This window comes from Streptomyces sp. NPDC049687 (genome assembly GCF_044465285.1).
Lineage (GTDB): Bacteria > Actinomycetota > Actinomycetes > Streptomycetales > Streptomycetaceae > Streptomyces.
In genome coordinates this window covers 92,595-116,560 of record NZ_JBITLN010000007.1, presented here as the reverse complement: position 1 = coordinate 116,560, position 23,966 = coordinate 92,595, and the positions used below count along the sequence as shown (strand labels likewise).

16 protein-coding genes and 1 riboswitch are annotated in these 23,966 nt (G+C 70.3%); of the genes, 15 read left to right on the top strand and 1 reads right to left on the bottom strand.

What is annotated here, in order from left to right:
- The first annotated feature begins 244 nt into the window (after positions 1–244).
- Positions 245–11,257, top strand: coding sequence for a LamG-like jellyroll fold domain-containing protein (locus tag ACIBVL_RS22190; RefSeq protein WP_399098982.1), 11,013 nt, complete (start codon positions 245–247; stop codon positions 11,255–11,257).
- Entirely contained in the window at positions 11,254–12,123 is an 870-nt protein-coding gene (locus ACIBVL_RS22185; RefSeq protein WP_399098981.1) for a hypothetical protein, read from the top strand. The genes ACIBVL_RS22190 and ACIBVL_RS22185 overlap by 4 nt, the downstream gene beginning before the upstream one ends.
- 135 nt (positions 12,124–12,258) lie before the next feature.
- Here ACIBVL_RS22185 and ACIBVL_RS22180 read toward each other — a convergent pair whose 3' ends face one another.
- On the bottom strand, positions 12,259–12,642 hold the full coding sequence (locus ACIBVL_RS22180; protein WP_399098980.1) for a hypothetical protein: 384 nt from the start codon (positions 12,640–12,642) through the stop codon (positions 12,259–12,261).
- A 233-nt stretch (positions 12,643–12,875) separates the two neighbouring features.
- On the opposite strand from ACIBVL_RS22180, the gene ACIBVL_RS22175 reads away from it, so the two are divergent.
- From ACIBVL_RS22175 to ACIBVL_RS22115, 13 genes are all read left to right on the top strand, one after another.
- Positions 12,876–13,706, top strand: coding sequence for a glycoside hydrolase domain-containing protein (locus tag ACIBVL_RS22175; protein ID WP_399098979.1), 831 nt, complete (start codon positions 12,876–12,878; stop codon positions 13,704–13,706).
- 27 nt (positions 13,707–13,733) lie between these two features.
- Complete coding sequence (locus ACIBVL_RS22170; RefSeq protein WP_399098978.1) at positions 13,734–14,054, top strand: hypothetical protein; 321 nt, start codon at positions 13,734–13,736, stop codon at positions 14,052–14,054.
- A 25-nt stretch (positions 14,055–14,079) separates the two neighbouring features.
- Complete coding sequence (locus ACIBVL_RS22165; RefSeq protein WP_399098977.1) at positions 14,080–14,685, top strand: hypothetical protein; 606 nt, start codon at positions 14,080–14,082, stop codon at positions 14,683–14,685.
- A 136-nt stretch (positions 14,686–14,821) separates the two neighbouring features.
- A complete protein-coding gene (locus ACIBVL_RS22160; RefSeq protein ID WP_399098976.1) occupies positions 14,822–15,466 on the top strand; it encodes a SurA N-terminal domain-containing protein in 645 nt (214 codons plus the stop codon).
- An 81-nt stretch (positions 15,467–15,547) separates the two neighbouring features.
- Entirely contained in the window at positions 15,548–16,531 is a 984-nt protein-coding gene (locus tag ACIBVL_RS22155; RefSeq protein WP_399098975.1) for a nucleoside triphosphate pyrophosphohydrolase, read from the top strand.
- A 28-nt stretch (positions 16,532–16,559) separates the two neighbouring features.
- A complete protein-coding gene (locus ACIBVL_RS22150; RefSeq protein WP_399098974.1) occupies positions 16,560–16,694 on the top strand; it encodes a hypothetical protein in 135 nt (44 codons plus the stop codon).
- On the top strand, positions 16,691–17,965 hold the full coding sequence (locus ACIBVL_RS22145; RefSeq protein WP_399098973.1) for a cytochrome P450: 1,275 nt from the start codon (positions 16,691–16,693) through the stop codon (positions 17,963–17,965). The genes ACIBVL_RS22150 and ACIBVL_RS22145 overlap by 4 nt, the downstream gene beginning before the upstream one ends.
- A gap of 219 nt (positions 17,966–18,184) precedes the next feature.
- Positions 18,185–19,174: a transglycosylase family protein gene (locus tag ACIBVL_RS22140; RefSeq protein WP_399098972.1), complete on the top strand. Its 990-nt coding sequence runs from the start codon at positions 18,185–18,187 to the stop codon at positions 19,172–19,174.
- A 205-nt stretch (positions 19,175–19,379) separates the two neighbouring features.
- Positions 19,380–19,549: riboswitch (cyclic di-AMP (ydaO/yuaA leader) on the top strand.
- A gap of 3 nt (positions 19,550–19,552) precedes the next feature.
- Complete coding sequence (locus ACIBVL_RS22135) at positions 19,553–20,254, top strand: transglycosylase family protein (protein ID WP_399098971.1); 702 nt, start codon at positions 19,553–19,555, stop codon at positions 20,252–20,254.
- Between the two features lie 314 nt (positions 20,255–20,568).
- A complete protein-coding gene (gene eno, locus ACIBVL_RS22130) occupies positions 20,569–21,855 on the top strand; it encodes a phosphopyruvate hydratase (protein ID WP_399098970.1) in 1,287 nt (428 codons plus the stop codon).
- Between the two features lie 122 nt (positions 21,856–21,977).
- Positions 21,978–22,454: a septum formation initiator family protein gene (locus ACIBVL_RS22125; protein ID WP_399098969.1), complete on the top strand. Its 477-nt coding sequence runs from the start codon at positions 21,978–21,980 to the stop codon at positions 22,452–22,454.
- Between the two features lie 24 nt (positions 22,455–22,478).
- Positions 22,479–23,024 carry a DUF501 domain-containing protein gene (locus tag ACIBVL_RS22120; RefSeq protein WP_399098968.1) on the top strand — a complete coding sequence of 182 codons (546 nt, stop codon included), beginning with the start codon at positions 22,479–22,481 and terminating at the stop codon, positions 23,022–23,024.
- A complete protein-coding gene (locus tag ACIBVL_RS22115; RefSeq protein WP_399098967.1) occupies positions 23,021–23,962 on the top strand; it encodes an exopolyphosphatase in 942 nt (313 codons plus the stop codon). The genes ACIBVL_RS22120 and ACIBVL_RS22115 overlap by 4 nt, the downstream gene beginning before the upstream one ends.
- Positions 23,963–23,966: the final 4 nt, after the last annotated feature.

The following is a 23,966-nucleotide window of genomic DNA, read 5'->3' as shown; positions in this document are numbered from 1 at the left end:
GTCAAGGGGGAGACAAGATCGCGCCGTGAGCCTGTCCACAGTCTGTTCACAGCGGGCATGATCGGCGCGCTTCTGTGTCGCTTTCCGATCGCTGGTGGGGGTCCGCGTCGTGCTGCGCTTCCGGCTGCTGAGCCGTTCGAGTCACTCCAGGTCTTCGTACCGTTCAAGACGGCCGGTCGGCGCTTTCCGTTCCCGCCGCGTCCTCAGATTCCTGGCCGGGCTCCTGCTCACCTCCCTCGCCCTGATGCTGACCACGGACCAGGCGGTGGCGGAGGGACTCGAACTCGGCAGCGTGGATCTGCCGAGCATGAGCCTGGCCTCCTTCGCGCACTGGTTCACCGACCCGCACTGGGGCAAGCTGCCGCACCAGCAGTCCGGTACCGCGGCCGGCCGCCGTCACCAGGTCTCCGCCGCCGTGACCGCCGCCCACCGCGGCGAGGGCCACGCCCCCGGCAGGGCGAAGGGCGAACTCCCCGCCTACCAGGCGCACAAGCCGGCCACCCCGAAGGGCCGCAGCGCCGGCGCCGCCGGGTTCAACGCCAAGACCAGCAAGCGCAGCGCCACCAAGTCCACGCGCACCGAGACCGTCTACGACAACGCCGACGGGTCCGTCACCCGCCGGATCTCCCAGAACCCGGTGAACTACCAGGTCGGCAAGGGCCGATGGGCGCCCATCGACGTGGACGTACGGGCCGGGCCGGACGGGCGCTGGTACGAGAGGGCCAACTCCCTCGACGTCGACTTCGCGCCGAAGGCCACCGACCCCGCGCTCGCCTCCCTCGCGACCGACGCGTCGCACCGCGTCGCCTACGCCCTGCGCGGCGCCGCCCCCGTCAGGGGCACCGCCGACGGCTCGACCGTCACCTACGACCAGGTCCTCCCCGGCACCGACCTGAAGCTCCGTCCCACCGCCACCGGTATGAAGGAGTCCGTCGTCCTCGACGACGCGGACGCGGGCAACACCTGGACCTTCCCCCTCACCCTCAAGGGCCTCACGCCCAGCCAGGACGACGGCGGCTGGATCGACCTCCGCGACTCCTCCGGCAAGACCGTCGAGCGCATCCCCCCGGCGTACGCCTACGACTCCAGGGTGAACCCGCGCTCCGGTGACCCGGCCACCACCCACGCCGTCACCACCCACCTCGTCGAGAGCGGCGACGGCTACGCGCTCGAGATCACCCTCGACGCCGGCTGGCTGCACGACGGCCACCGCGTCTTCCCCGTCACCGTCGACCCCACCGTCGACGACGGCTGGACCACCACCTACGCCGAGTCCGGCTCCGGAAACAACATCGACCACTCCTACGAGCAGACCATCAAGGTCGGCTCCTACGACTCCGGCACCCACTCCGCGAACAGCTTCGTCAACCACTGGGACACCGCCTGGGACGGCAGCAACGCCACCGTCACCGCCGCGACCCTGCACCTCTTCGACACCTGGGCGTCCACCTGCACGGCGCCGGAACGTTTCGACGTCGCGCTCGTGACCAGCGCCTGGACCCCCGAGGGCGTCACCAGCTACCCCGGTCCCTCCAAGGGGTCGTCGATCGGCAGCGCCACCCCCAGCGTCCCCAACGCGTGCGCGAACACCGGCGGCGACCGCAGCGTCGGCGACTGGGTGAGCGTCTCCCTCTCCACCTCCGCGATCCAGGGCTGGTTCAGCGGCTCCACCGCCGACCACGGCCTAGCCGTCTACGCGTCCACCACCGACGCCCTGCACTGGAAGCAGTTCGGCTCCTTCAACGACCCGGGCAAGGGCCCCTGGATCGAGGTCACCTACACCGGCAACACCGCCCCGCAGCTGTACGAGCAGTTCCCGGCGGACAACGCGGTCGTCGGCACCACCACCCCCGAGTTCACGGCCTGGGCCGGTGGCGCCAACTCCACCTCCGGCAGCAGCAACCAGTACCTCTTCCGCGTCTACGACGCCTCCGGCACCAAGGTCGCCGACTCGGGGCTCGTCTCCACCGGCGACTGGACCGTCCCCTCCGGCAAGCTGGCCTGGGGCAAGAACTACAGCTGGACCGTCCAGGCCTACGACTCGGCCACCAACCTGTATTCCCCGGCCGACCCCTACGAGATGTCGATCCAGGTCCCGCAGACCGTCATCACCTCCGGCCTGTCCCAGAACAGCAGCGACCACGGCTTCGACGCGTCCATCGGCAACTACACCACCTCCGACACCGACGCCTCGATCTCCGTCGTCGGCCCCTCCCTGGACGTCGACCGCGACTACAACTCCCGCGACCCGCGCTGGACGGGCGCCTTCGGCGCCGGCTGGTCCAGCATCTTCGACGCGCGGGCCACCGAGCAGTACACGGCGTCCGGCGCGGTCGCCAGCGTGCAGGTCACCTACCCCGACGGCTCCCAGGCCGGATACGGCAAGAACGGCGACGGCACCTTCACCGCGGGCAACGGACGGTTCGCCACCTTCAAGTCGGTCACCGGCGGCTACACCCTCACCGACAAGGACGACACCCTCTACACCTTCACCCAGTCCCTGGGCTCCGGCGCCTACGGACTGACCTCCGTCACCGACGCCAACGGCCGTGCCCTCACCCTCACCTGGACCAGCGGTCACATCACCAGGATGACCTCCGCGGTCTCCGGCCGCTCCCTCGGTCTCACCTGGTCCACACCGTCCGGGGCGCTCGCCGCGCACGTGGCGACCGTCGTCACCGACCCGGTCACGGCCGGCGACACGAGCACCGTCCAGACCTGGACCTACGGCTACACCGGCGACCAGCTCACCAAGGTGTGCTCGCCGTTGTCGACGACGAAGTGCACGACATACGGCTACACCACCGGCTCCGGCTACCAGAACGCGGCGCTCGACCTCGACCCGCACGCCTTCTGGCCGCTGTCGGAGACCTCCGGCACCACCGCCAAGGACGCGGTCGTCGCCAACGAGGGCACGACGAACGCCACGTACGAGAACGTCACCGTCGGCCAGAGCGGCGGCCCGCTGACCGGTTCCTCCGCGAAGGTGGCCACCTTCAACGGGACGACCTCCGACGTCTCCCTCCCGAAGAACCTCGGCAACGACACCGACTCCGGCGCGATCTCGCTGTGGTTCAAGACGTCCGCCGGACCGGGGGTCCTCTACTCCTACGCCTCCCAGCCCATCGGCTCGGGCCAGGCGGCGGGCTTCTACACGCCGTCCATCTACGTCGGCAGCGACGGCAAGCTGAACGCCGAGTTCTGGTACAGCGGCGGCATCAACCCGATCGTGTCGTCCGCCTCGGTCGCGGACGGCAGGTGGCACCACGTCGTGCTGTCCGCGGCCGGCAACTCCCAGTCCCTCTACCTGGACAACGCCAAGGTCGGCTCCCGCACGGGCACCATCTCCATCAAGAGCGCGACCGCCTTCGGCAAGAACCAGTCCTTCAACTACCTCGGCACCGGCTTCCTCGGCGGCACCTGGCCCGACCACCCGTCGTACTCCGACGACGCCGGCCACGCCACCTACTTCAACGGCTCCATCGCGGACGTGGGCTGGTACACCCGGCCCCTCGTCGCCGCCGACGTGAACGCCCTCTACACGTACGGCACGCACAGCGAGAGCCTGCTGACCTCCGTCAAGCGGCCGTCCGGCAAGACGTACGCGGCGATGACGTACGACACCAACTCCACGGTGCTCACGCAGATGACCGACGAGAACGGCGGCACCTGGGTGCTGGGCACCCCGACCGTCACCGGGTCCAGCGACACCTACCGGGGCGCGGTCCTCGGCGGGGCGCCGAGCGAGTACTTCCGCCTCGGCGAGGCTGCGGGCGCGACCACGGCCGTGGACCAGGTGCGCGGCGGCAACGGCACGTACAGCGCGGTCACGCTCGGCGCCACCGGTCCCTTCAGCGACCAGAAGGCCGCCACCTTCGACGGTTCCACCTCCTCGCTGACCCTGCCCAGCGGCTCGGTACCCGGCTCGGGTGCGGAGTCGACGAGCATGTGGTTCAAGACGTCGACGGCGAACGGCGTCCTCCTGGGCGCGTCCAAGGACCCGCTGAGCGCGGGCACCACGAGCGGCAGCTACACGCCGGTCCTCTACGTGGGCAGCAGCGGCAAGCTGTACGGCGAGTTCTGGTTCTCCGGGGGTTCCACCAAGCCGCTCGCCTCCTCCGCCGCCGTCACCGACGGCAAGTGGCACCACGTGGTCCTCTCCACCAGCGCCACCAGCCAGTCCCTGTACCTCGACGGCACCCTCATCGGCACCCAGACCGGGACCGCCGCGATGTCCGGGCAGTCGTACACCTACGTCGGCGCCGGCTTCAACGGCGGCAACTGGCCGGACGAGAGCCACACCAGCTCCACCTCCAACACCGGATACGCGACCTACTTCAAGGGCTCCATCGCCGAGGTCGCCCTCTTCCGCTCGCAACTGACCGACGCGGACGTGGCCCAGCAGTACGAGGCCGCGCAGAACTCCACCGGTCTCCTCCCCGTGGAGACGGTGACGGTCACCTCCCCGACCACCGCGACCCTGAAGTACACCTACGACGTCACCAACGGCAACCGCGCCCTCACCGAGATCGACGGCCTCGGCAACAAGACCAGCTTCGGCTACGACTCGGCCGGTTTCGAGCACACGGTGACCGATCCGAACGGCGCGGTGACCATCACCGGTCACGACGTGCGCGGCAACGTGGTCTCCTCCACGTCCTGCCAGGACCAGGCCGCCAACAAGTGCAACACCGAGTACTACACGTACTACCCGGACGACACCACGGCCCAGCTGACCACCGCCGACCCGCGCAACGACCAGCTGCTGACGGAGCGGGACGGCCGGTCGTCGTCGGCGACCGACACGACCTACCTGACCTCGTACACGTACGACTCGGCGGGCAACCAGACGGCCATCACCGGCCCGGCGGTCCCCGGGTTCCCGAACGGCCGTACCACCACGACCGTCTACAGCGACGGGACCAGCACCTATCCCTCCGCGGACGGCGGGGTGGTGCCCAAGGGCCTGCCCGTGAAGACCGTCTCGCCGGGCGGGGCCGTCAACCAGGTGTCGTACTTCAAGAACGGTGACGTCGCGTCCACCACCGACGCCGTCGGACTGGTCACCTCGTACACCTACGACGGTGTCGGCCAGGTCCTCACCGAGAAGGTCGTCTCCGACACCTACCCCGACGGGCTGACCACCACCTACAAGTACGACGCCGCGGGCCAGGTTCTCGAGGAGCACGACCCGCAGCTCACCGACCGCATAACCGGCGCCACCCACGCCGCCGTCACCACGTCGGTCTACGACGACGACGGCGACGTCACCTCGCAGACGGTGGCCGACGCGAGCGGCGGCGACCAGGCGCGCACCCAGAACTGGACCTACGACGCCTACGACCGCGTCCTGACCGAGGCCGACGCCAACGCGGCCGAGGGCGCGGGCAACGGCAACACGACGACGTACACGTACGACACCTCCGGCAACAAGACCAAGGAGGTGACGACCGCCGGCACCGAGACCCGGTACACCTACGACGACAACGGCAACCTGCTCACCCAGGGCCTGATGTACACGGGTGACCCGGTCAACCCGCAGACCGCCGCTCTCCTCACCGAGTCCTCCCGGGCCTACGACCCGGCCGGGCGGCTCGCGTCCGTCACCGACGCGATGGGCAACACCACGGCGTACACGTACACCGACGACGGTCTGACCGCGACGGTGAAGCGGACCAGCGCCGACGGCACCGGCACCTACACGCTGGAGTCGGACCTCTACGACGCGGCCGGCAACCTCACCCAGTCGACCACCGACAACGGCGAGACGGTCACCAAGTACACGGTCGACGCCGCCTCCCGGACCACGTCCACCGAGCTGGACCCGACCGGTGTGGACCGGGTGACCACGGTGTCGTACACCCCGGACGACCAGGTCGCCTCCGAGAACGACCACGACTCCTCCGGATACGACCGCACCACCACCAACACCTACGACGACATGGGCAACCTGCTCAGCGAGACGCTGTACGGGGACGCCTCAGGGCATCCGGCGGGCTGGTGGAAGCTGAACCAGACGTCCGGGAAGTCCGTCACCGACTCCTCCGGCACCGGCAACACCGCCACCGCCGGCTCGGGAGTCACCTGGGCGGACGACGCGGCCAGGTTCGCGGGCTCCACGACCGGCACCGGTGACGTCATCGCCACCAACAGCCCGGTCCTGGACACCTCCGCCTCCTACACGGTCTCCGCGTGGGTGAACCTCACCGACGCCTCCACCTTCCGGACCTTCGTCGCGCAGGGCGGAGCCAACCGGGCCTCCTTCTACCTGCAGTACTCCAAGACCGACAACGCCTTCCGCTTCCACGCGGCGAGCTCCGACGCAGCCTCCCCGTCCGCGTTCTACGACGCCACCGCCTCCACGGCCGCCCCGCTCAACACCTGGACCCACCTGGTCGGCGTGTTCGACGCGAGCAACGGCTCGATGAAGCTGTACGTCAACGGCGCGCAGGCCGGCTCCGCCACCGACCCCTCACCGTGGACCGGCACGGGACCGCTGTCCGTCGGCGGCACGAAGACGGCCGGCGGCACGACGTCCGACGTCGTCAACGGCGAGGTCGGGGACGTGCAGGTCTACCAGCGGGCCCTGTCCGGGACCGAGGTGACCTCCCTCTACGGCAAGGGCCGCACCGGCGGCACGGTCGGCTCCTCCGACGCCCAGACCACCAAGTACAGCTACGACCGGCGCGGTCTGCCGACGTCCATGACGGACGCCGAGCAGCACACCACGAACTACGCCTACGACGAGGCCGGCAACCTCGCGGTCACCACCGCGCCCGCCGTCCAGGCCGAGCCCGACGGCACCACCGCCTCCACCGTCCGCCCGGTCACCACCAGCGGCTTCAACACCTTCGGCGAGGCCGTCGAGGAACAGGACCCCAACGGCCTGGTCACGACCACCGTCTACGACGCCGAGGGCAACAAGGTCTCCGAGACGCTCCCCTCGTACACCCCGGCGGGCGCCTCCACCGCGAACGCGGGCACCACGGTCTGGACGTACGACAGCGAGGGCAACCAGACCTCGGTCACCACGCCCGGCGGGAAGACGACCTCCTACCTGTACGACCAGATGGGCGACGTCGCCCAGATCACCGAGCCGGACGGCACCAAGACGCACGCCGTCTACGACAAGAACGGCGAGCAGCTCTCCGCGACGGACGGCACGGGCGCGCAGGCGCAGGCCACGTACGACTACCTCGGCCGCCCGGTCACCTCCACCACCCTGGAGCGCTACCCGTCGACGAGGACCCTGACGACCACCACCTCCTACGCGGTGACCACCGGCAACCCCTACGGGGCGCACGCCTCCTCGGTCACCTCCCCGGGCGGGGTGAAGACCTCGTACGGCTACAACCGGGCCGGTGACGTCACCTCGGTCACGGACGGCGCGGGCAACACCACCAGCTACACCTACGACTTCCAGGGCAACCCGCAGAAGACGACCCTCGCCGACGGCACCTGGACCCAGACCGACTACAACGCCGACGGCGACCCGGTCGCCACGCGCGGGTACGACAAGAACAACGTCCAGCTGTGGTCGACCTCGCAGCAGTACGACGGCGTCGGCAACCTGATCGCCGCCACGGACGCGCGCCAGCACACCAGCCACTTCACCTACGACGCGGCCGGCACGATCACCCAGGAGATCCAGCCGGTCGACGCGTCGACGTCGATCACCACGAGCTTCGGCTACGACGCGGCCGGCAACCGCACCCGCTTCACCGACGGCCGCGGCAACTCCTGGCGCTACGCGTACACCCCGTGGGGTCAGCAGGAGAAGATCACCGAACCGACCACGGCCCAGTACGGCTCGGCCGCCGACTCGACGACGACGTTCGCGTACGACGCGGACGGTCAGCTGACGAACGCCACCCTCCCGGGCGGCACGACGACGTCGATGGCGTACGACTCCGTCGGCCAGCTGAAGTCGATGACCGGCGCGGGTGCCGACGCGGCGACGGCGAAGCGCAGTTTCACCTACGACGCCGACGGCCGGGTGCTGTCGGCGGACACGGACGAGGCGGGCATCGCGGGCGCGGCCGACCACCAGGACGCCACGCACGACGCGTTCACCTACGACGACCGTGGCGACCTGCTGACGACGTCGGGTTCGGCGGGCACGTCGAGCTTCGCCTACAACGACGACTCCTCGGTGACCTCCCGCACCGACGCCGCCGGCACGACGACGTACGGCTACGACACCGCCGGCCGCCTCTCCTCCCTGAACGACCCGGCGACGGGCAACCAGCTGACGTACACCTACGACCAGCTGAACGACCTGAGAACGGTCAAGTACGGCTCGACGGGCCAGACCCGCACCTTCACCTACGACAGCCGGCACGAACTCACCAACGACGTGCTGGTCCAGGGCGCTTCGACGGTCGCGAGCGTCGCCTACGGCTACGACGAGAACGGCAACCTGACGTCGAAGACGACGGCGGGCGTCTCTGGCGCGTCGGCGAACACGTACACCTACGACTGGGCCAACCGGCTGACGTCCTGGAACAACGGGTCCACCACGACCTCGTACGCCTACGACGCCTCCGGCAACCGCATCCGCAACGGTGCCGACGTCTACACGTACGACGCGCGTGACGAGCTGACGTCCGACGGCACGCACAGCTACTCCTACTCGGCGCGCGGCACGATGACGCAGGAGTCGTCGACGGCGGGCGGCACGGTCACCTACAAGACCGACGCCTTCGGCGGGCAGATCGTCGCGGGCGAGCAGTCGTACACGCTGGACGCCACCGGCCGGAACATCACCGACCGGGACACGACGACGGGCGCCACGCGCGCCTTCGCCTACTCCGGCGCGGACGACACCATCGCCTCCGACGGCGACGACACGTACACCTACGACACGGGCGGCGGCCTGGTAGGCGTCAAGGACAGCAGTGGTTCAGGGGTGTCGGCTCTCACGGACCAGCACAACGACGTGGTGGGCTCCTTCACCTCGGGCGCGACCACGCTCGCGGGCTCGGCGTCGTACGACCCGCTCGGCAAGGTGGTCTCCCCGACGGACACGGTCGTCGGCCACCTCGGCTTCCAGTCCGGCTGGACCGAGCCCGGCACCGGTGACGTGGGTACCGCGTCCCGCTGGTACGACCCGGGCACCGGCCAGTTCCTCAACAAGGACAGCCTGGCCCTGAACCCGGTCCCGAACTCGGTGTCGGCGAACCCGTTCGCGTACGTCGACGACAACCCGCTGGCGGGGACGGACGAGTCGGGCAACTGCTCCTGGTACGACGTGGTGTGCGGCGCGAAGAAGGCGGCTCACCACGTGTCCCACGCGGTGAAGCACGCGGCGCACCGGGTCTACCACGCGGTGAAGCACGCGGCCCGCAAGGTCGTCCACGCGGTGAAGCACGCGGCGCACAAGGTGGTCCACCACGTGCGGGACGTGTACCGCGCGACCGTGCGGGTGGTGCGCCGCGTCTACCACTACACGGCACGCAAGGTCAGACGCGCGTATCACCGGGTGGTCCACGCGGTGCACTCCGCCTACCACAAGGTCTCGCACGCGGTGCATCGCGTGGTGCACGCCGTGAAGAAGGCGGCGAAGAAGGTCGTCCACGCCGTGAAGAAGGCGGCGCACGCGGTCGCGCACGCGGCGCGGACCGCCTACCACGCCACCGTTGAGGCGGCGAAGGCCACCGCGACCTTCGTGAAGCACCACGCGGCCGCGATCACCTCCTTCGTGGTCTCCACGGCGGTCTTCGCGGGCTGCGAGGCCCTCACCGCAGGGGTCGGCTCCATCGGCTGCGCGGCGGCCGCGGGCGCGGTCGGCTCCCTGGTCGAACAGGGCTTCGCCTGCGCGGAGAACGGCGGCGACGACTGCAGCGCCGGCGCCTTCGCGGGCGCCGCGGTGACCGGTGCGGTCGCCGGTGCGCTCGGCGGCGCCCTCGGCAAGATCGGCGGCAAGCTGCTGGCGAAGGCGGCGCCCAAGGCGATGGAGGTCGTCGGCGGCCTCTTCGGCAAGGGCGCGACGGAAGCCGAGGAAACGGCGGCGACCGACGCGACGGAGGCGGCGGCTTCCCGGGCGGACTCGGAGGGGGCGGGGTCGAGGTCTCAGTCGCATTCGGACGAGCCCGGCGGGTCGAACGAGTCCGTCGAGGAGGAGGCCTCGGCCTGCACGCCCGACGCGGTCGAGAACGTGCCCCACAGCTTCACCGGTTCGACCCGGGTGCTGATGGCCGACGGCACGACCAAGGCCATCGACCAGGTCCGGGTGGGCGACGTGATCACCAACTCGGTGCCCGGCACGAAGGACACGGAGGCACACAAGGTCACCGCGGTGATCGTCACGTACACCGACCGCGACTTCGTCGACATCGGAGTCGAGGAGACCGCGATCACCGGGACCGCGACCGCCAAGACCGCGACCGCCAAGACCGCGAGCGCGGAGACCGGCGGGGCGGTGGCGAAGGCCGGGAAGACCGTGACGGCCTCCAAGGGCGGGGCGAGGTCCCTGGTCCGCGAGGTGGCCCGGGCGGCGGCCCGCAAGGCGGCGTTCGGTCTGGCGGCCTCGGCCGCGGTCCTCGGCGCTCTGGCGGCGGGCGGCCACGGCCACGACGACGGCGGCACGGCGGCGCCCGTCGCGGCGCGGGGTCTCACAACGACCTTCCACCACCCCTTCTACGACGAGACCCGTGCCGCGTTCGTCGAGGCGAAGGACCTGACGCCCGGCGACGTCCTGGTGACCCCGACCGGCACGGCCGAGGTCACCACCGTCCGCCTCTACCACGCGCACACCACGACCTACGACCTCACCGTCGGTTCGCTGCACACGTACTACGTGATGGCCGGGGACGTTCCCGTCCTCGTCCACAACGCCACCAAGTGCGGACGGGCTCCGGCCGGCCACAGTTACCGCGGTGGGCAGTACAAGGACCTGAAGGGACCCAATGGCCGCAACATCCCGGGCACCGAGATCAACCACATGCCGTCGAGTCAGGCGAACTCCGCCGTGTTCGGAATTCCGGAGGGCCAGGGGCTGGCCATCCAGATGGACGAGGCGGACCACGTTCTGACCGAGAGCTGGGGATCCAGCCATCTCGGGATGCTGCACCGGGCGCACCAGGAGTTCCTGTTGCGTCAGGGACGTCTGACGGAAGCCCTTCAGATGGACGTCACCAATGTGCGCCAGTTGTTCGGCTCGAAGTACGACGACGCGATGGATGAAATGGTGGCGAAATTGCCCGACTACATTGATGCCATCAGGCGGTCCGGTCAGTACTCGGGAGGACTCAGATGACCCACGACGACGCTTCGGTCTGGCGCGTCGAACCGTTCCGGGCGCTCGGCGTGCTCCGGTTCGGCGCCGGCCGGGCCGACTGCCGCTCCGCCCTCGGGCAGCCGGACGTCTCCTTCCGGAGGTCGGCCTGGGCCGACCTGCCGGCCGACGGTTACCCCGCCCTGGGCCTCACCCTGGAGTTCGGCCCCGACGACCTGCTGGAGGCCGTCGAGGCGACGGCGCCGGCCCGCCCGGTGTTCGAGGACGTCGCACTGCTCACGGGGCCGGGCCGGGACGTCCTGCGGCGACTCGCGGAGCGGTCCTGCGTGGCGGGGTGGAATCTCGGGGTGCACAGCGTCGAGGAGATCGGCATCACCCTGTTCTCACCGAGCGGCCCCGACCCCGAGGAGGCGTTCGCCGGCGTCTCGGTGTTCCGGCGCAAAATCCCCGCGCCGCCCGAGTTCTTCGTCGGGACGACGCCGTCACCGACCGGGCCGCTGGAGGTGTCGGACGACCGGATCGGACCGGCCCGCCTCGGAACGAGCCGGAACGAGGTGCGTTCCGTCTTCGGTGAAGGGATGGCGACGCATCATTTCGGCTGGGCCACGGACATCTTCTTCTGCGGAATCGTCGCCCAGTACGACGCCGCCGGTACCGTGCGCAGGCTGGTGGCCACTTCTCCCACGGACGTGTTGCTGAACGGCCACGCCGCTTTGGGGATCCCTTTCCGGGAATTCGTGGACCGCGTCACGTCGGAGATTCCCGGGTGTTCGGTGTCGGATTCCTCGATGACCGTCGGAACCGGCGGCCCGCAGGTGTCGATCTCCAGGAGCGGTGCGGACGAGCTGCCGATTTCGGCGGTGTCCGTCGGCAGCCTGGGCGGCTGATGCCGCGAATCCGGACCCGTCCGAGCCCCCGGGAGATTCATCCCCCGCGGACTCCGGGCGCCGCCGCCCGGCATCCCGGTGCCGGCGGAGTGGGGAATCGATCCGGGGGCGCTCGCCGCCGTGCCGGGCCGCGGCCTAACGCCCGTACGGATACCCCTGCTGATACGGCGGCTGCCCGTACGCCGGCATGGCCGGTACCGGACGGGTCTTCTTGTCGAACACCGCGAACAGCAGCAGTACCGTCGCGATCAGCAGCGTCAGCAGCGCGGCGATCCCCAGGAACGGATCGCCGTCACCGGCGGGCGAGTTCACCGCCCACGGCAGGGTCACGCACTCGTACAGCGCGAACGACGCGAAGGCGCCCCAGTCGGAGGGCCGGCCCCGGCGCAGCGCCACGTAGAAGAAGGGCAGCCACACCAGTAGCCCCAGGGAGAACCACCCAAGGGCGGCCCAGGCGAACCGCTGGAACCAGCCGCCCTCGAGCCGCTTCTCCGCGCCCGTCGTTGTCGTCGTCGCCATGCTCATCCCGCCCCCAGGTCATCAGGGGGCAAGAGTAGGTCAGGGTCGGGCGGTCGAGGGCCCTCCCTTTCTTTACTGTGACATGAGGGAAACTTGTGGCTACGGGGAGCCTGTGTTTCCCGATCACAGGGTCGACGCACGTTACGGTGCGATCCGACTCAGGGGGCATTCGAACTAGCGCACGCGTATGCGGTGACCACGCCGTACGCCTGCACACGAGCGATGGGGTGGGGATGGCCGAGCACCGGCAGTCCAGGAAGCGCAGATACATCACGTGGGGTGTGGCCGGTGCCGCAGTCCTCGCCGGAGCCGGGATAGCCGCCCAGACCTCGATGGCGACCACCACCTGGCCCGCGCAGAAGACCTTCACGGGCCGCGCCTTCGACACCTGCGCCGCCCCGTCCCTCTCCGCGATGAAGGCCTGGAAGACCGACGGCTTCTACGGCGGAGCGGCCGTCTACGTCGGCGGCAAGAACCGCGGCTGCAGCCAGCCCAACCTCACCGCGTCCTGGGTGAAGTCGGTCAACTCGCTCGGATGGAAGCTCATCCCGCTCTACGTCGGCGCCCAGCCGCCCTGCCAGACCGGCTCCAGCCCCGAGAAGATCACCGCCTCCACGGCGACCTCTCTCGGCGCCACGGACGCGGCGGACGCCGTCGCCAAGGCCTCCGCCCTCGGCATGAAGGCCGGCAGCCCGATCTACCTCGACATGGAGGCGTACGACATCACGAACAAGTCGTGCAACGACGCCGTCCTCGCCTACGTCCGCTCCTTCACCAAGACCCTGCGCGCCAAGATCTACCGCGCCGGCTACTACGGCTTCAGCAGCTCCAGCGCCAAGGCCATCGCCAACGCCACCGACAAGACGGACCTGCCGGGCAACCTCTGGTACGCGCTGTGGGACAAGAAGAACACCACGACCACCGACTGGCCGTGGGGCTCCACCCAGTACACCAACCACAGCCGCGGTCACCAGTACATCGTCAACAGCAAAGAGACGCACGGCGGTTACACCATCACCGTGGACCGCGACGCGTGGGACGCCCCGGTCGCCCTCGTCGGCTGACCGGGACTCGGAAGGGAGGGGCGGGAGATGAGGGCCGTGGTCGCGCACGCGGTGCTGCGTACGCCCGCGGCCCGTATCGGGTTCGCGGCGCTGCCCGTGGTCAGTCTGGGGCTGCTGTGCCCCGTCCCGTCCCTCGTCCTCGCCCTGCGGCGCCGCTCCCGCGCCGACTGGTCGGCCTTCGCCGCCTTCAGCGCGGTGCTGGCCGCCTGGGTGGCCGAACTCGCGCTCACCCCGGTCGACACGCACGGCCCGCTGTTCGCCGTCGACCTGCTGCTGATCGCCCTGTCGACGGCCGGAGCCGCCACGCACGCGTGGCGGGCCTGGCCGCGCACGGCGGCGGGGGAGTAGGGGGTAGTACGCCATGGTCAAGCAGGTGAGACAGGTGTCCCAGGCGCGTCCGGCGCAGCCGGGGCGTGAGGGGCGCGCGACCGTGCTCGGGCGCGCGGCGGCCGCCTGGCTGCGCGCCCTGCGCGGGCGCACGATCGCCTGGACGGCGGGCGGGCTCGCCGTGGCGGCGGCCCTGCTGGTGACGGCCGTCCTCCTCTTCTCCCACGACGACCGTCCCCCCATCCCCGCCACCCGCGCCCGCGCCTACACCGACGTCGACGCCTGCCTGCTCACCGGCGAGCGGGGCATCACCGCCGGCAGCACCGCGGCCGCGGTCTGGCAGGGCATGCAGGACGCGTCCCTGAAGACGCACGCGCGCGTGAGCTACGAGCCGGTGACCGGCGAGCAGAGCACCGGCAACGCGCGCCCCTTCCTCAACGGCCTCCTCCAGCGCTCCTGCGACGTCGTCCTGGCCGTGGGCGAGCCGGAGGTGGCGGCGGCGGAGGAGACGGCCGGACGGTACGAGAAGGTGGACTTCGTCCTCGTGGGCGCCGCGCGCGCGGGAGCGAACGTGAGCCGGGTGGCGACGGGCGACGGCCTGCGCGCGGGCGTCGCACACGCGGTCGAGGACGCGGTGGCCGGGAGGCACTGAATGCCGCGGGCGCGGCGGTGCCCGAAGTCCTGGTGAATCGTTGGTCGAATGGCTTGGCCCCAGGCGCACCACTGCCTACCATCGATCACCGCAAGACTTTGTGCACCGTCGCACAATCTCCGACCGGGAGGTTCCCTTGCACCGCCGCCGCACCGCGCTCCTGCTGTCCGCCGCGATCATGGCGGCCGCCCCTCTCCTCACCGCCTGCGGGAACGACGCGCATCCCGGTGCCGCGGCCGTCGTCGGCGGCCAACGGATCACCGTCGCGCAGTTGGAGAACCGCGTGAACGAGGTGCGCACGGCCCAGCGCGCGGCGGTCCCGGACGACGCCCAGTACGCGCAGGTCGTCTCCCAGACCGGCACCCTCACCCGCGACACCCTGCACGGCATGGTCCTGGACCGGGTGCTGGACCGCGCCGCCGAGGACGCGGGCATCAGCGTCAGCCGCGGTGAGGTCCAGCAGGCGCGGGCCGGCCTGGAGCAGCAGTGGGGCGGCGCGAAGGGCCTGGAGACCTCGTGGCTCCAGCAGTACGGCATCCCGCCGCAGCGCGTCGACGAGAACCTCCGCCTCCAGCTGGAGGCCCAGAAACTCGCCACGAGCCTCGGCACCACCACCAGCGAGCCCGCCTTCTGGAGCGCCCTGTCCAAGACGTCCAAGGAACTCGGCGTCGACCTCAACCCGCGCTACGGCGACTGGGACGCCCAGAAGGTCAGCCGCGTCGACGCGAAGACGCCGTGGGTACGGGATGTCACGTCGGCGGGGACGCAACAGACGACGTGACGATACGACCGTATGACCGGTCGCCCCTGCCTGTGGACAACTGAGCGGAGCGGTCGGCGGGTGTGGGTTACGTTCGGGGGTGTGAACGATGTGACCGCACCCACCGGCTCCGCGACGGGCCGAGTCGTCCTGCTCACCACCAGCCACCGGGTCGCCCCCGGCCTGCTCTCCTGGCCCGCCTGGCAGGCCCTGCGCACGGCGGACCGCGTCCTGTGCGCGGACGGCACCCACCCGCAGCTGCCGTACCTGCGGGAGGCGGGCATAGGGGTCGAGGAGACGGCGGTGTCCGCCGAGGACCTGGTCACGGCCTGCGCGGGCGGCCACACGGTGGTGATCGTGGCGACCGGCGAGGGCGAACCGGCCCTGACGGACGGCCTGGCCCGCCTGGCCGGCTCGGGCCGCGTCTCGATGCCCGAGCTGGAACTCCTTCCCGCCTCCTACGACCTCCCGGGCGCCCGCCTCCTCGACCTGATCCAGGTCATGGACCGCATCCGGCGGGAGTGTCCCTGGTCCTCCCAGCAGACCCACAAGGGCCTCGCCAAGTACGGCATCGAAGAGGCATACGAACTCGTCGAGGCCATCGAGGACGGCGACCGCGACGAACTCCGCGAGGAACTGGGCGACGTCCTCCTCCAGGTCGTCTTCCACGCCCGCATAGCCGAGGAGGACCCCGACTCCCCCTTCTCGATCGACGACGTGGCGGCCACGATCGTCACCAAACTCATCCACCGCCACCCCCACGTCTTCGGCGACGCCACGGCCACGACCCCGGAAGAGGTCAAGGCCCACTGGCTCCGCACCAAGGCGGTCGAGAAACGCCGCGAGTCGGTGACGGACGGCGTACCTCTCCACCAGCCGGGCCTGGCGCTGGCGTCGAAGCTGGCGTCGAGAGTGAGATCGGCGGGCCTGGAGGTGCCGCTGCCGGCGGCGGAGGGGATCGGCTACGAGCTCCTCGCACTGGCCACCCGGGCCGAGGCGGAGGGCACCGACCCGGAGGCGGCCCTGCGCGCCGCGGCCCGGGCCTACCGGGACACGATTCGGGGGGTGGAGGGGGTGGCGGGTTAGCACGGTGGGGGCTCATGGGCTGCTGGTCGTGAGCGCGATCCTCCTCACCCGGGCCGAACACTGGCTCGCCGAGGCCGCGGAAGCCGGCTGGGAGCCCGCGGCCGGCCGGCTCAGCGCCCTTGGCGAAGTCCTCCCCGAAAACCCGGCTACCGTCGAGGAGTGACCAGCAACCCCACCCCACCCGGCACTGCCCCCGACCTCTTCACCTGGGAGTTCGCGACCAACCCCTACCCCGCCTACGCCTGGCTCCGCGAGCATGCCCCGGTGCGCAGGACGCGGCTGCCCAGTGGGGTGGAGGCGTGGCTGGTCACCCGCTACACCGACGCGAAACAGGCCCTCGCCGACCAGCGGCTCTCCAAGAACCCCGCGCATCACGACGAGCCCGCCCACGCCAAGGGCAAGACCGGCATCCCCGGCGAGCGCAAGGCCGAGTTGATGACGCATCTGCTCAACATCGATCCGCCGGACCACACCAGGCTCCGTCGGCTTGTCAGCAAGGCGTTCACGCCGCGCAGGGTCGCCGAGTTCGCGCCCCGGGTGCAGGAGTTGACGGACCACCTCATCGACCGGTTCGCGGGCGAGGGCGAGGCGGACCTCATCCACGACTTCGCCTTCCCCCTCCCCATCTACGCCATCTGCGACCTCCTCGGTGTCCCCCGCGAGGACCAGGACGAATTCCGGGACTGGGCGGGCATGATGATCCGGCACGGGGGAGGGCCGAGGGGCGGGGTCGCGCGGTCCGTGAAGAAGATGCGCGGTTATCTGCTGGAGCTCATCCATCGCAAGCGCGCGGAACTCCCTCAACACCCCGCCCCCGGTGAGGACCTCATCTCCGGTCTCATCCGCGCCTCGGACCACGGCGAGCACCTCACCGAGAACGAAGCCGCCGCCATGGCCTTCATCCTTCTGTTCGCCGGCTTCGAGACGACCGTCAATCTGATCGGCAACGGCACCTATGCCCTCCTCACCCACCCCGGTCAGCGCAATCGGCTCCAGCAGGCCCTGGCAGCGGGCGACCGCGGCCTCCTGGAGACCGGCGTGGAGGAACTCCTCCGCTATGACGGCCCCGTCGAACTCGCCACCTGGCGCTTCGCGACCCGGCCGCTCACCATCGGCGGGCAGCACATCGCCCAGGGCGACCCCGTCCTCGTCGTCCTCGCCGCCGCCGACCGCGACCCCGCACGTTTCGCCGACCCCGACACCCTCGACCTCTCCCGCCGCGACAACCAGCACCTCGGCTACGGCCACGGCATCCACTACTGTCTCGGCGCCCCCCTCGCCCGTCTGGAGGGCCAGACCGCCCTCGCCACCCTCCTCACCCGCCTCCCCGACCTCCGACTCGCCGCCGATCCGGCGGAGTTGAGGTGGCGCGGCGGGCTCATCATGCGCGGACTGCGCACACTGCCCGTGGAGTTCGCTCCAGCCCGTAGCTGATCGATCGCCGACCGATACCTGACGGTATGTCAGTCGAACTGTGACCATCCGGCGGAGTAAAGGTGACCGATCCTCAAGCCTGTGATCTTCACGTGATCTGCGCGGCATTAACTTGTGACAAGTGATCGTCTGCCGATACGTTCACTCGTCAGCGCGGCGAACCCGTGTGCTCGCACCGCCCGCCGCGCCGGTTGCTGCTGTCCAGAGAAAGGCCCCCGCATGCTCTCCGGGAACGGTCGTCACCGTCGCCCCCGCCAGGCCCCGGCGCTCCTCGTCGCGGCCGGAGTGACCGGCTCGGCCATCGCCATCCCGCTGTTCGCCGCGGGCGGCGCGAGCGCTGCCGACGGCACGGTGTGGGACAAGGTGGCGCAGTGCGAGACCGGCGGCTCCTGGAGTGCCGACGAGGGTGACGGCGAGTACGGCGGCCTGAGCCTCACGCAGAAGGAATGGGAGACGTACGGCGGACTCGACTATGCCGCGAGCCCCGATCTGGCCAGCCGTAACCAGCAGATAGCCGTCGCCCAGAAGCTCCTCGAGAAGGAGGGCGTCGGCGCCTGGGGCACCTGCGGGCTGACGTCCGGACTCACCAAGGAGAACGGCGCGCTGGACGTCGACACCGGAGTGGCGGACGGCGAGTCCGACTCGTCCGTGTCATCCGGATTGTCCGACCTTTCCAAGGGGGCGTCCTCCGACTCCGGCAGCTCGAGCGGATCCGGTGCCTCCGACGGCTCGGACGCCGGCACCTCCGACTCGCCAGGGAATGCGCCGAGTTCATCCCCCGAGTCCACTTCGTCCCCTTCCTCCTCGGCTGCGAACGAGTCCGGCAAATCGGACTCCTCCACCGGCGACCAGGGGAGTGCGGGGCCGAAGGACGTCTCGCCCACGGTAATCCCAGAAGTGGATGACTCGGACAATTCCGCCCAGGGTGAGGGTTCTTGGAGCCTCGTCGACACCGGCTCCCTCGGCTCGGGCCGTCATCGCGGCGCCACCGCCGACGAGACCCTGGCGGCGGACACCTCCACCACCTCCTCCGGCCGTCACGCGGTGAGCACCTACACGGTGCAGGAGGGCGACACGCTCGCCTCCATCGCCGACTCCCTTGACCTCGACGGCGGATGGCGCGCGCTCTACGCCGAGAACAGGGACCTCATCGGCGCCGATCCGAGCGCCATCGTCCCCGGTCAGACCCTCGACACAGGCATCCAATAGGGCGGGAACACGCCGAAAACGGCCAGGAGTTCACGCCCCATTTCGCGCCGAATGTCCGGTTTGGCGAAAGTGTGGGATGAGTCTCAGAAGCCCTGATCGTCTTTGAAATTCGGCGGATCGCGTGTCTACGGTCAGGACCGCTCGGCAATCCGAGCCCCGGCCGTCGCAACGCCGAATCCTGCCAGCGGCAGCCCGGGAACAGTCGTCGCGTCAAGCGCCGTAGGCAGGAGCGGGGGACCCAAGGTAAGTGCCGGGCCCGGTGGTTGACCGCCGGAACCGGCTCGGGGTGAAGCCGCGCACCGTGAGGTGTGCGGCCGGGCAACTCAACCGGCCCGAACCCGACAGCTCACCTCGCAGGCGTCGGTGAGGGGATCCACCATGCTGTTTTCCGGCAAGGGCAAGCACCGTCGTCCGTCCAAGGCCACCCGGGCCGCCGCGCTCGCCGGTGTCACCGGTGTCGCCATCGCCGCCCCGCTGATGGCGGCCGGCAACGCCTCCGCCGCCACCGCCTCCGAGTGGGACGCGGTCGCCCAGTGCGAGTCCGGCGGCAACTGGTCCATCAACACCGGCAACGGCTACTACGGCGGCCTCCAGTTCTCCGCCTCCACCTGGGCCGCGTACGGCGGCACCCAGTACGCCGCCCAGGCCAACCAGGCCAGCAAGTCGCAGCAGATCGCCGTCGCCGAGAAGGTCCTCGCCTCCCAGGGCAAGGGCGCCTGGCCGGTCTGCGGCAAGGGTCTGTCCAGCGCCTCCTACGACGGCGGCAGCGCCTCGTCGGGCTCCGGCGGCTCCTCCTCGTCGAGCAGCGGCACCACCACGCGTTCGACCGAGCAGCAGGGCGCCTCCCGCTCCGCCGAGCGCCCGGCCGCCCCCAAGAGCCAGAAGACGGTCACCACTCCGACCGGCAAGAAGGTCAAGAAGGGTGACGGCGAGTACAAGGTCGTCAAGGGCGACACCCTCAGCTCCATCGCCGAGAAGCACGACGTCAAGGGCGGCTGGCAGAAGCTGTTCCAGCTGAACAAGGACATCGTCGAGGTCGCCGACCTCATCTACCCGGGCCAGCAACTGCACCTGAAGTGACACCCTGCTCCCAGCGAGGCCACAGCACCCCCACAGGTCGGCCCCGCACACTGAAGACCTCGTGAGGGACACCCCCCCCGTCCCCACGAGCTCCCCGCCCCGGTGCGTGTTCCCCCGTACGCACCGGGGCGGGGTTTTCTTTGCCCTCTGTTCGCCGGCTCTCCCTGGACGGTCTTTGTTCCGGCCAGAAACAATGTGTACCGTCTGTCTGTCCACGGGACGGTCGGTCGGCTGCCGACGCCCCGAAGACGGTTAGGCTCTAGTCGCAAGGCCCACGTGGCCCCGCACAACCAGCGTCACATCCCAAGAAGGAGATGCTCGTGCCGTCCATCGACGTCGTCGTAGCCCGGGAAATCCTGGACTCCCGAGGCAACCCCACGGTCGAGGTCGAGGTCGGCCTCGACGACGGCAGCACGGGTCGTGCCGCCGTCCCGTCCGGCGCCTCCACGGGCGCCTTCGAGGCCATCGAGCTCCGCGACGGTGACCCCAACCGCTACCAGGGCAAGGGTGTCGAGAAGGCCGTCCTCGCCGTCATCGAGCAGATCGGCCCGGAGCTGGTCGGCTACGACGCCACCGAGCAGCGCCTGATCGACCAGGCCATGTTCGACCTGGACGCCACCGACAACAAGGGCTCCCTCGGCGCCAACGCCATCCTCGGCGTCTCCCTCGCCGTCGCCCACGCCGCCTCCGAGGCCAGCGACCTCCCGCTCTTCCGCTACCTGGGCGGCCCCAACGCGCACCTGCTGCCGGTGCCGATGATGAACATCCTGAACGGCGGCTCGCACGCCGACTCCAACGTGGACATCCAGGAGTTCATGATCGCCCCGATCGGCGCGGAGTCCTTCTCCGAGGCGCTGCGCTGGGGCACCGAGGTCTACCACACCCTCAAGAAGGTGCTGAAGGGCCGCGGCCTGTCCACCGGCCTCGGCGACGAGGGCGGCTTCGCCCCGAACCTCGGCTCCAACCGTGAGGCCCTCGACCTCATCCTCGAGGCCGTCAAGGAAGCCGGCTACGCGCCCGGCGAGCAGATCGCCCTGGCGCTCGACGTCGCCGCCTCCGAGTTCTACAAGGACGGCAAGTACCTCTTCGAGGGCAAGGAGCGCTCCGCCGCCGAGATGACGGAGTACTACGAGGAGCTCGTGGCGGCCTATCCGCTCGTCTCCATCGAGGACCCGCTGTTCGAGGACGACTGGGCCGGCTGGAAGGTCATCACCGACAAGCTCGGCGACAAGGTCCAGCTCGTCGGCGACGACCTGTTCGTCACCAACCCCGAGCGCCTCGCCCGCGGCATCGAGGAGGGCACCGCCAACGCCCTGCTCGTCAAGGTCAACCAGATCGGCTCGCTGACCGAGACCCTGGACGCCGTCGAGCTCGCCCAGCGCAACGGCTTCAAGTGCATGATGTCGCACCGTTCCGGCGAGACCGAGGACGTCACCATCGCCGACCTGGCCGTCGCCACCAACTGCGGCCAGATCAAGACCGGCGCCCCGGCCCGCTCCGAGCGCGTCGCCAAGTACAACCAGCTGCTGCGCATCGAGGAGATCCTCGACGACGCGGCCGTGTACGCGGGCCGCTCCGCCTTCCCCCGCTTCAAGGGCTGACCCCTGAGCGGGCCCCAGCGGGCCAAGGCTTAGCCAGTCGTACGTACGTCCCCGTACCCGGTCCCGTACCGTGTGCGGGGACGTACGCGCGTGTGAAACGTGAAAGGGGAGGCGGAGAGCCGATGGCCGTCAAGGACCGGGACCGTTTCTCCACCGCGACCAGGCTGCGGCTGCTCGGCGAACAGACGGCGGCCCGGGTCTACCGGTCCCAGACCAGACGCCAGGCCCGCCGTTCCCGTCTCACCGGCCGCGCCGCCCTCCTCGCGCTGGTCCTGTGCACCCTGATCGTGGCCCTGGCCTACCCGATGCGGCAGTACGTCTCCCAGCGCGCCGACATCGCCGACCTGGAGCGCGAGAAGGAACAGGCCGCCAGGCGGGTCGAGCAGCTGCGCGACCTCAAGGCACGCTGGCAGGACGACGCGTACGCCGAGCAGCAGATCCGGCAGCGGCTGCACTATGTGATGCCGGGGGAGACCGGTTACGTCGTGATCGACCCGGACGCGGCCAAGCAGTCCCGCGCCGACCTCGGGGCGGCCGACCGCCCCTGGTACTCGAACGTCTGGGACGGCGTCGACAAGGCCGACGCCTCCGACCAGTGAGACCGTGCACTGAGAAAGACAGGTATGGAAACAGTTCCGCCGACCACCCCGCGCACCGAGCCCACCGACGCGGATGTCGAGGCCTTCAAGCAGCAGCTCGGCCGTCCGCCGCGCGGACTGCGCGCGATCGCGCACCGGTGCCCGTGCGGCCAGCCGGACGTCGTCGAGACGGCCCCCCGCCTGCCCGACGGCACCCCCTTCCCCACGCTGTACTACCTGACGTGCCCGAAGGCCAACTCGGCGATCGGCACGCTCGAGGCGAACGGCGTGATGAAGGAGATGACCGATCGGCTGGCGAGTGACCCGGAGCTGGCCGCGGCCTACCGCGCCGCGCACGAGGACTACATCCGGCGCCGGGACGAGATCGAGGAGCTGAAGGGCTTCCCGAGCGCCGGCGGCATGCCGGACCGGGTGAAGTGCCTGCACGTCCTCGTGGCGCACTCCCTGGCCGCCGGCCCGGGTGTGAACCCGCTCGGCGACGAGGCGCTCGCCATGCTGCCCGAGTGGTGGCGCAAGGGCACCTGCGTGACGCTGCCGCCGCGGACCCCCGCACAGGAGGACGCCCAGTGACCCGGGTCGCCGCCATCGACTGCGGTACGAACTCCATCCGGCTCCTCGTCGCCGACGCCGACCCGGACTCCGGTGAACTGGTCGAGCTGGACCGCCGTATGACGATCGTCCGCCTCGGTCAGGGTGTGGACCGCACCGGCCGACTGGCCCCCGAGGCGCTGGAGCGGACCTTCGCCGCGTGCCGCGAGTACGCGGCGGTGATCAAGGAGTACGGCGCCGAGCGGCTGCGCTTCGTGGCGACGTCCGCCTCCCGGGACGCCGAGAACCGTGCCGACTTCGTCCGCGGTGTCCTGGACATCCTGGGCGTCGAGCCCGAGGTCATCACCGGTGACCAGGAGGCCGAGTTCTCCTTCACGGGCGCCACGAAAGAGCTCGAGGGCCGCGAGGACCTCACCCGGCCCTACCTGGTGGTGGACATCGGCGGCGGTTCCACCGAGTTCGTGGTGGGCGAGGAGCACGTACGGGCGGCCCGCTCGGTGGACGTCGGCTGCGTGCGGATGACCGAGCGCCACCTGGTGCACGAAGGCGCGGTGACCGACCCGCCGACCGCCGAGCAGATCGCGGCCATGCGGGCCGACATCGAGGCCGCCCTCGACCTCGCCGAGCGGACGGTCCCGCTGCGCGAGGCGCACACCCTGGTGGGACTGGCGGGCTCGGTGACCACGGTCTCGGCGATCGCACAGGACCTTCCCGCGTACGACTCGGAGGCCATCCACCACTCGCGCGTCTCGTACGACAGGGTCCGCGAGATCACCGAGTGGCTGCTGCACTCCACTCACGCCGAGCGCGCGGCGGTCCCGTCGATGCACCCGGGCCGGGTGGACGTGATCGCGGCGGGCGCCCTCGTCCTGCTGGCGATCATGGAGCGGATCGGTGCCGAGGAGGTCGTGGTGAGCGAGCACGACATCCTCGACGGCATCGGCTGGTCTTTGGCCTGACCGC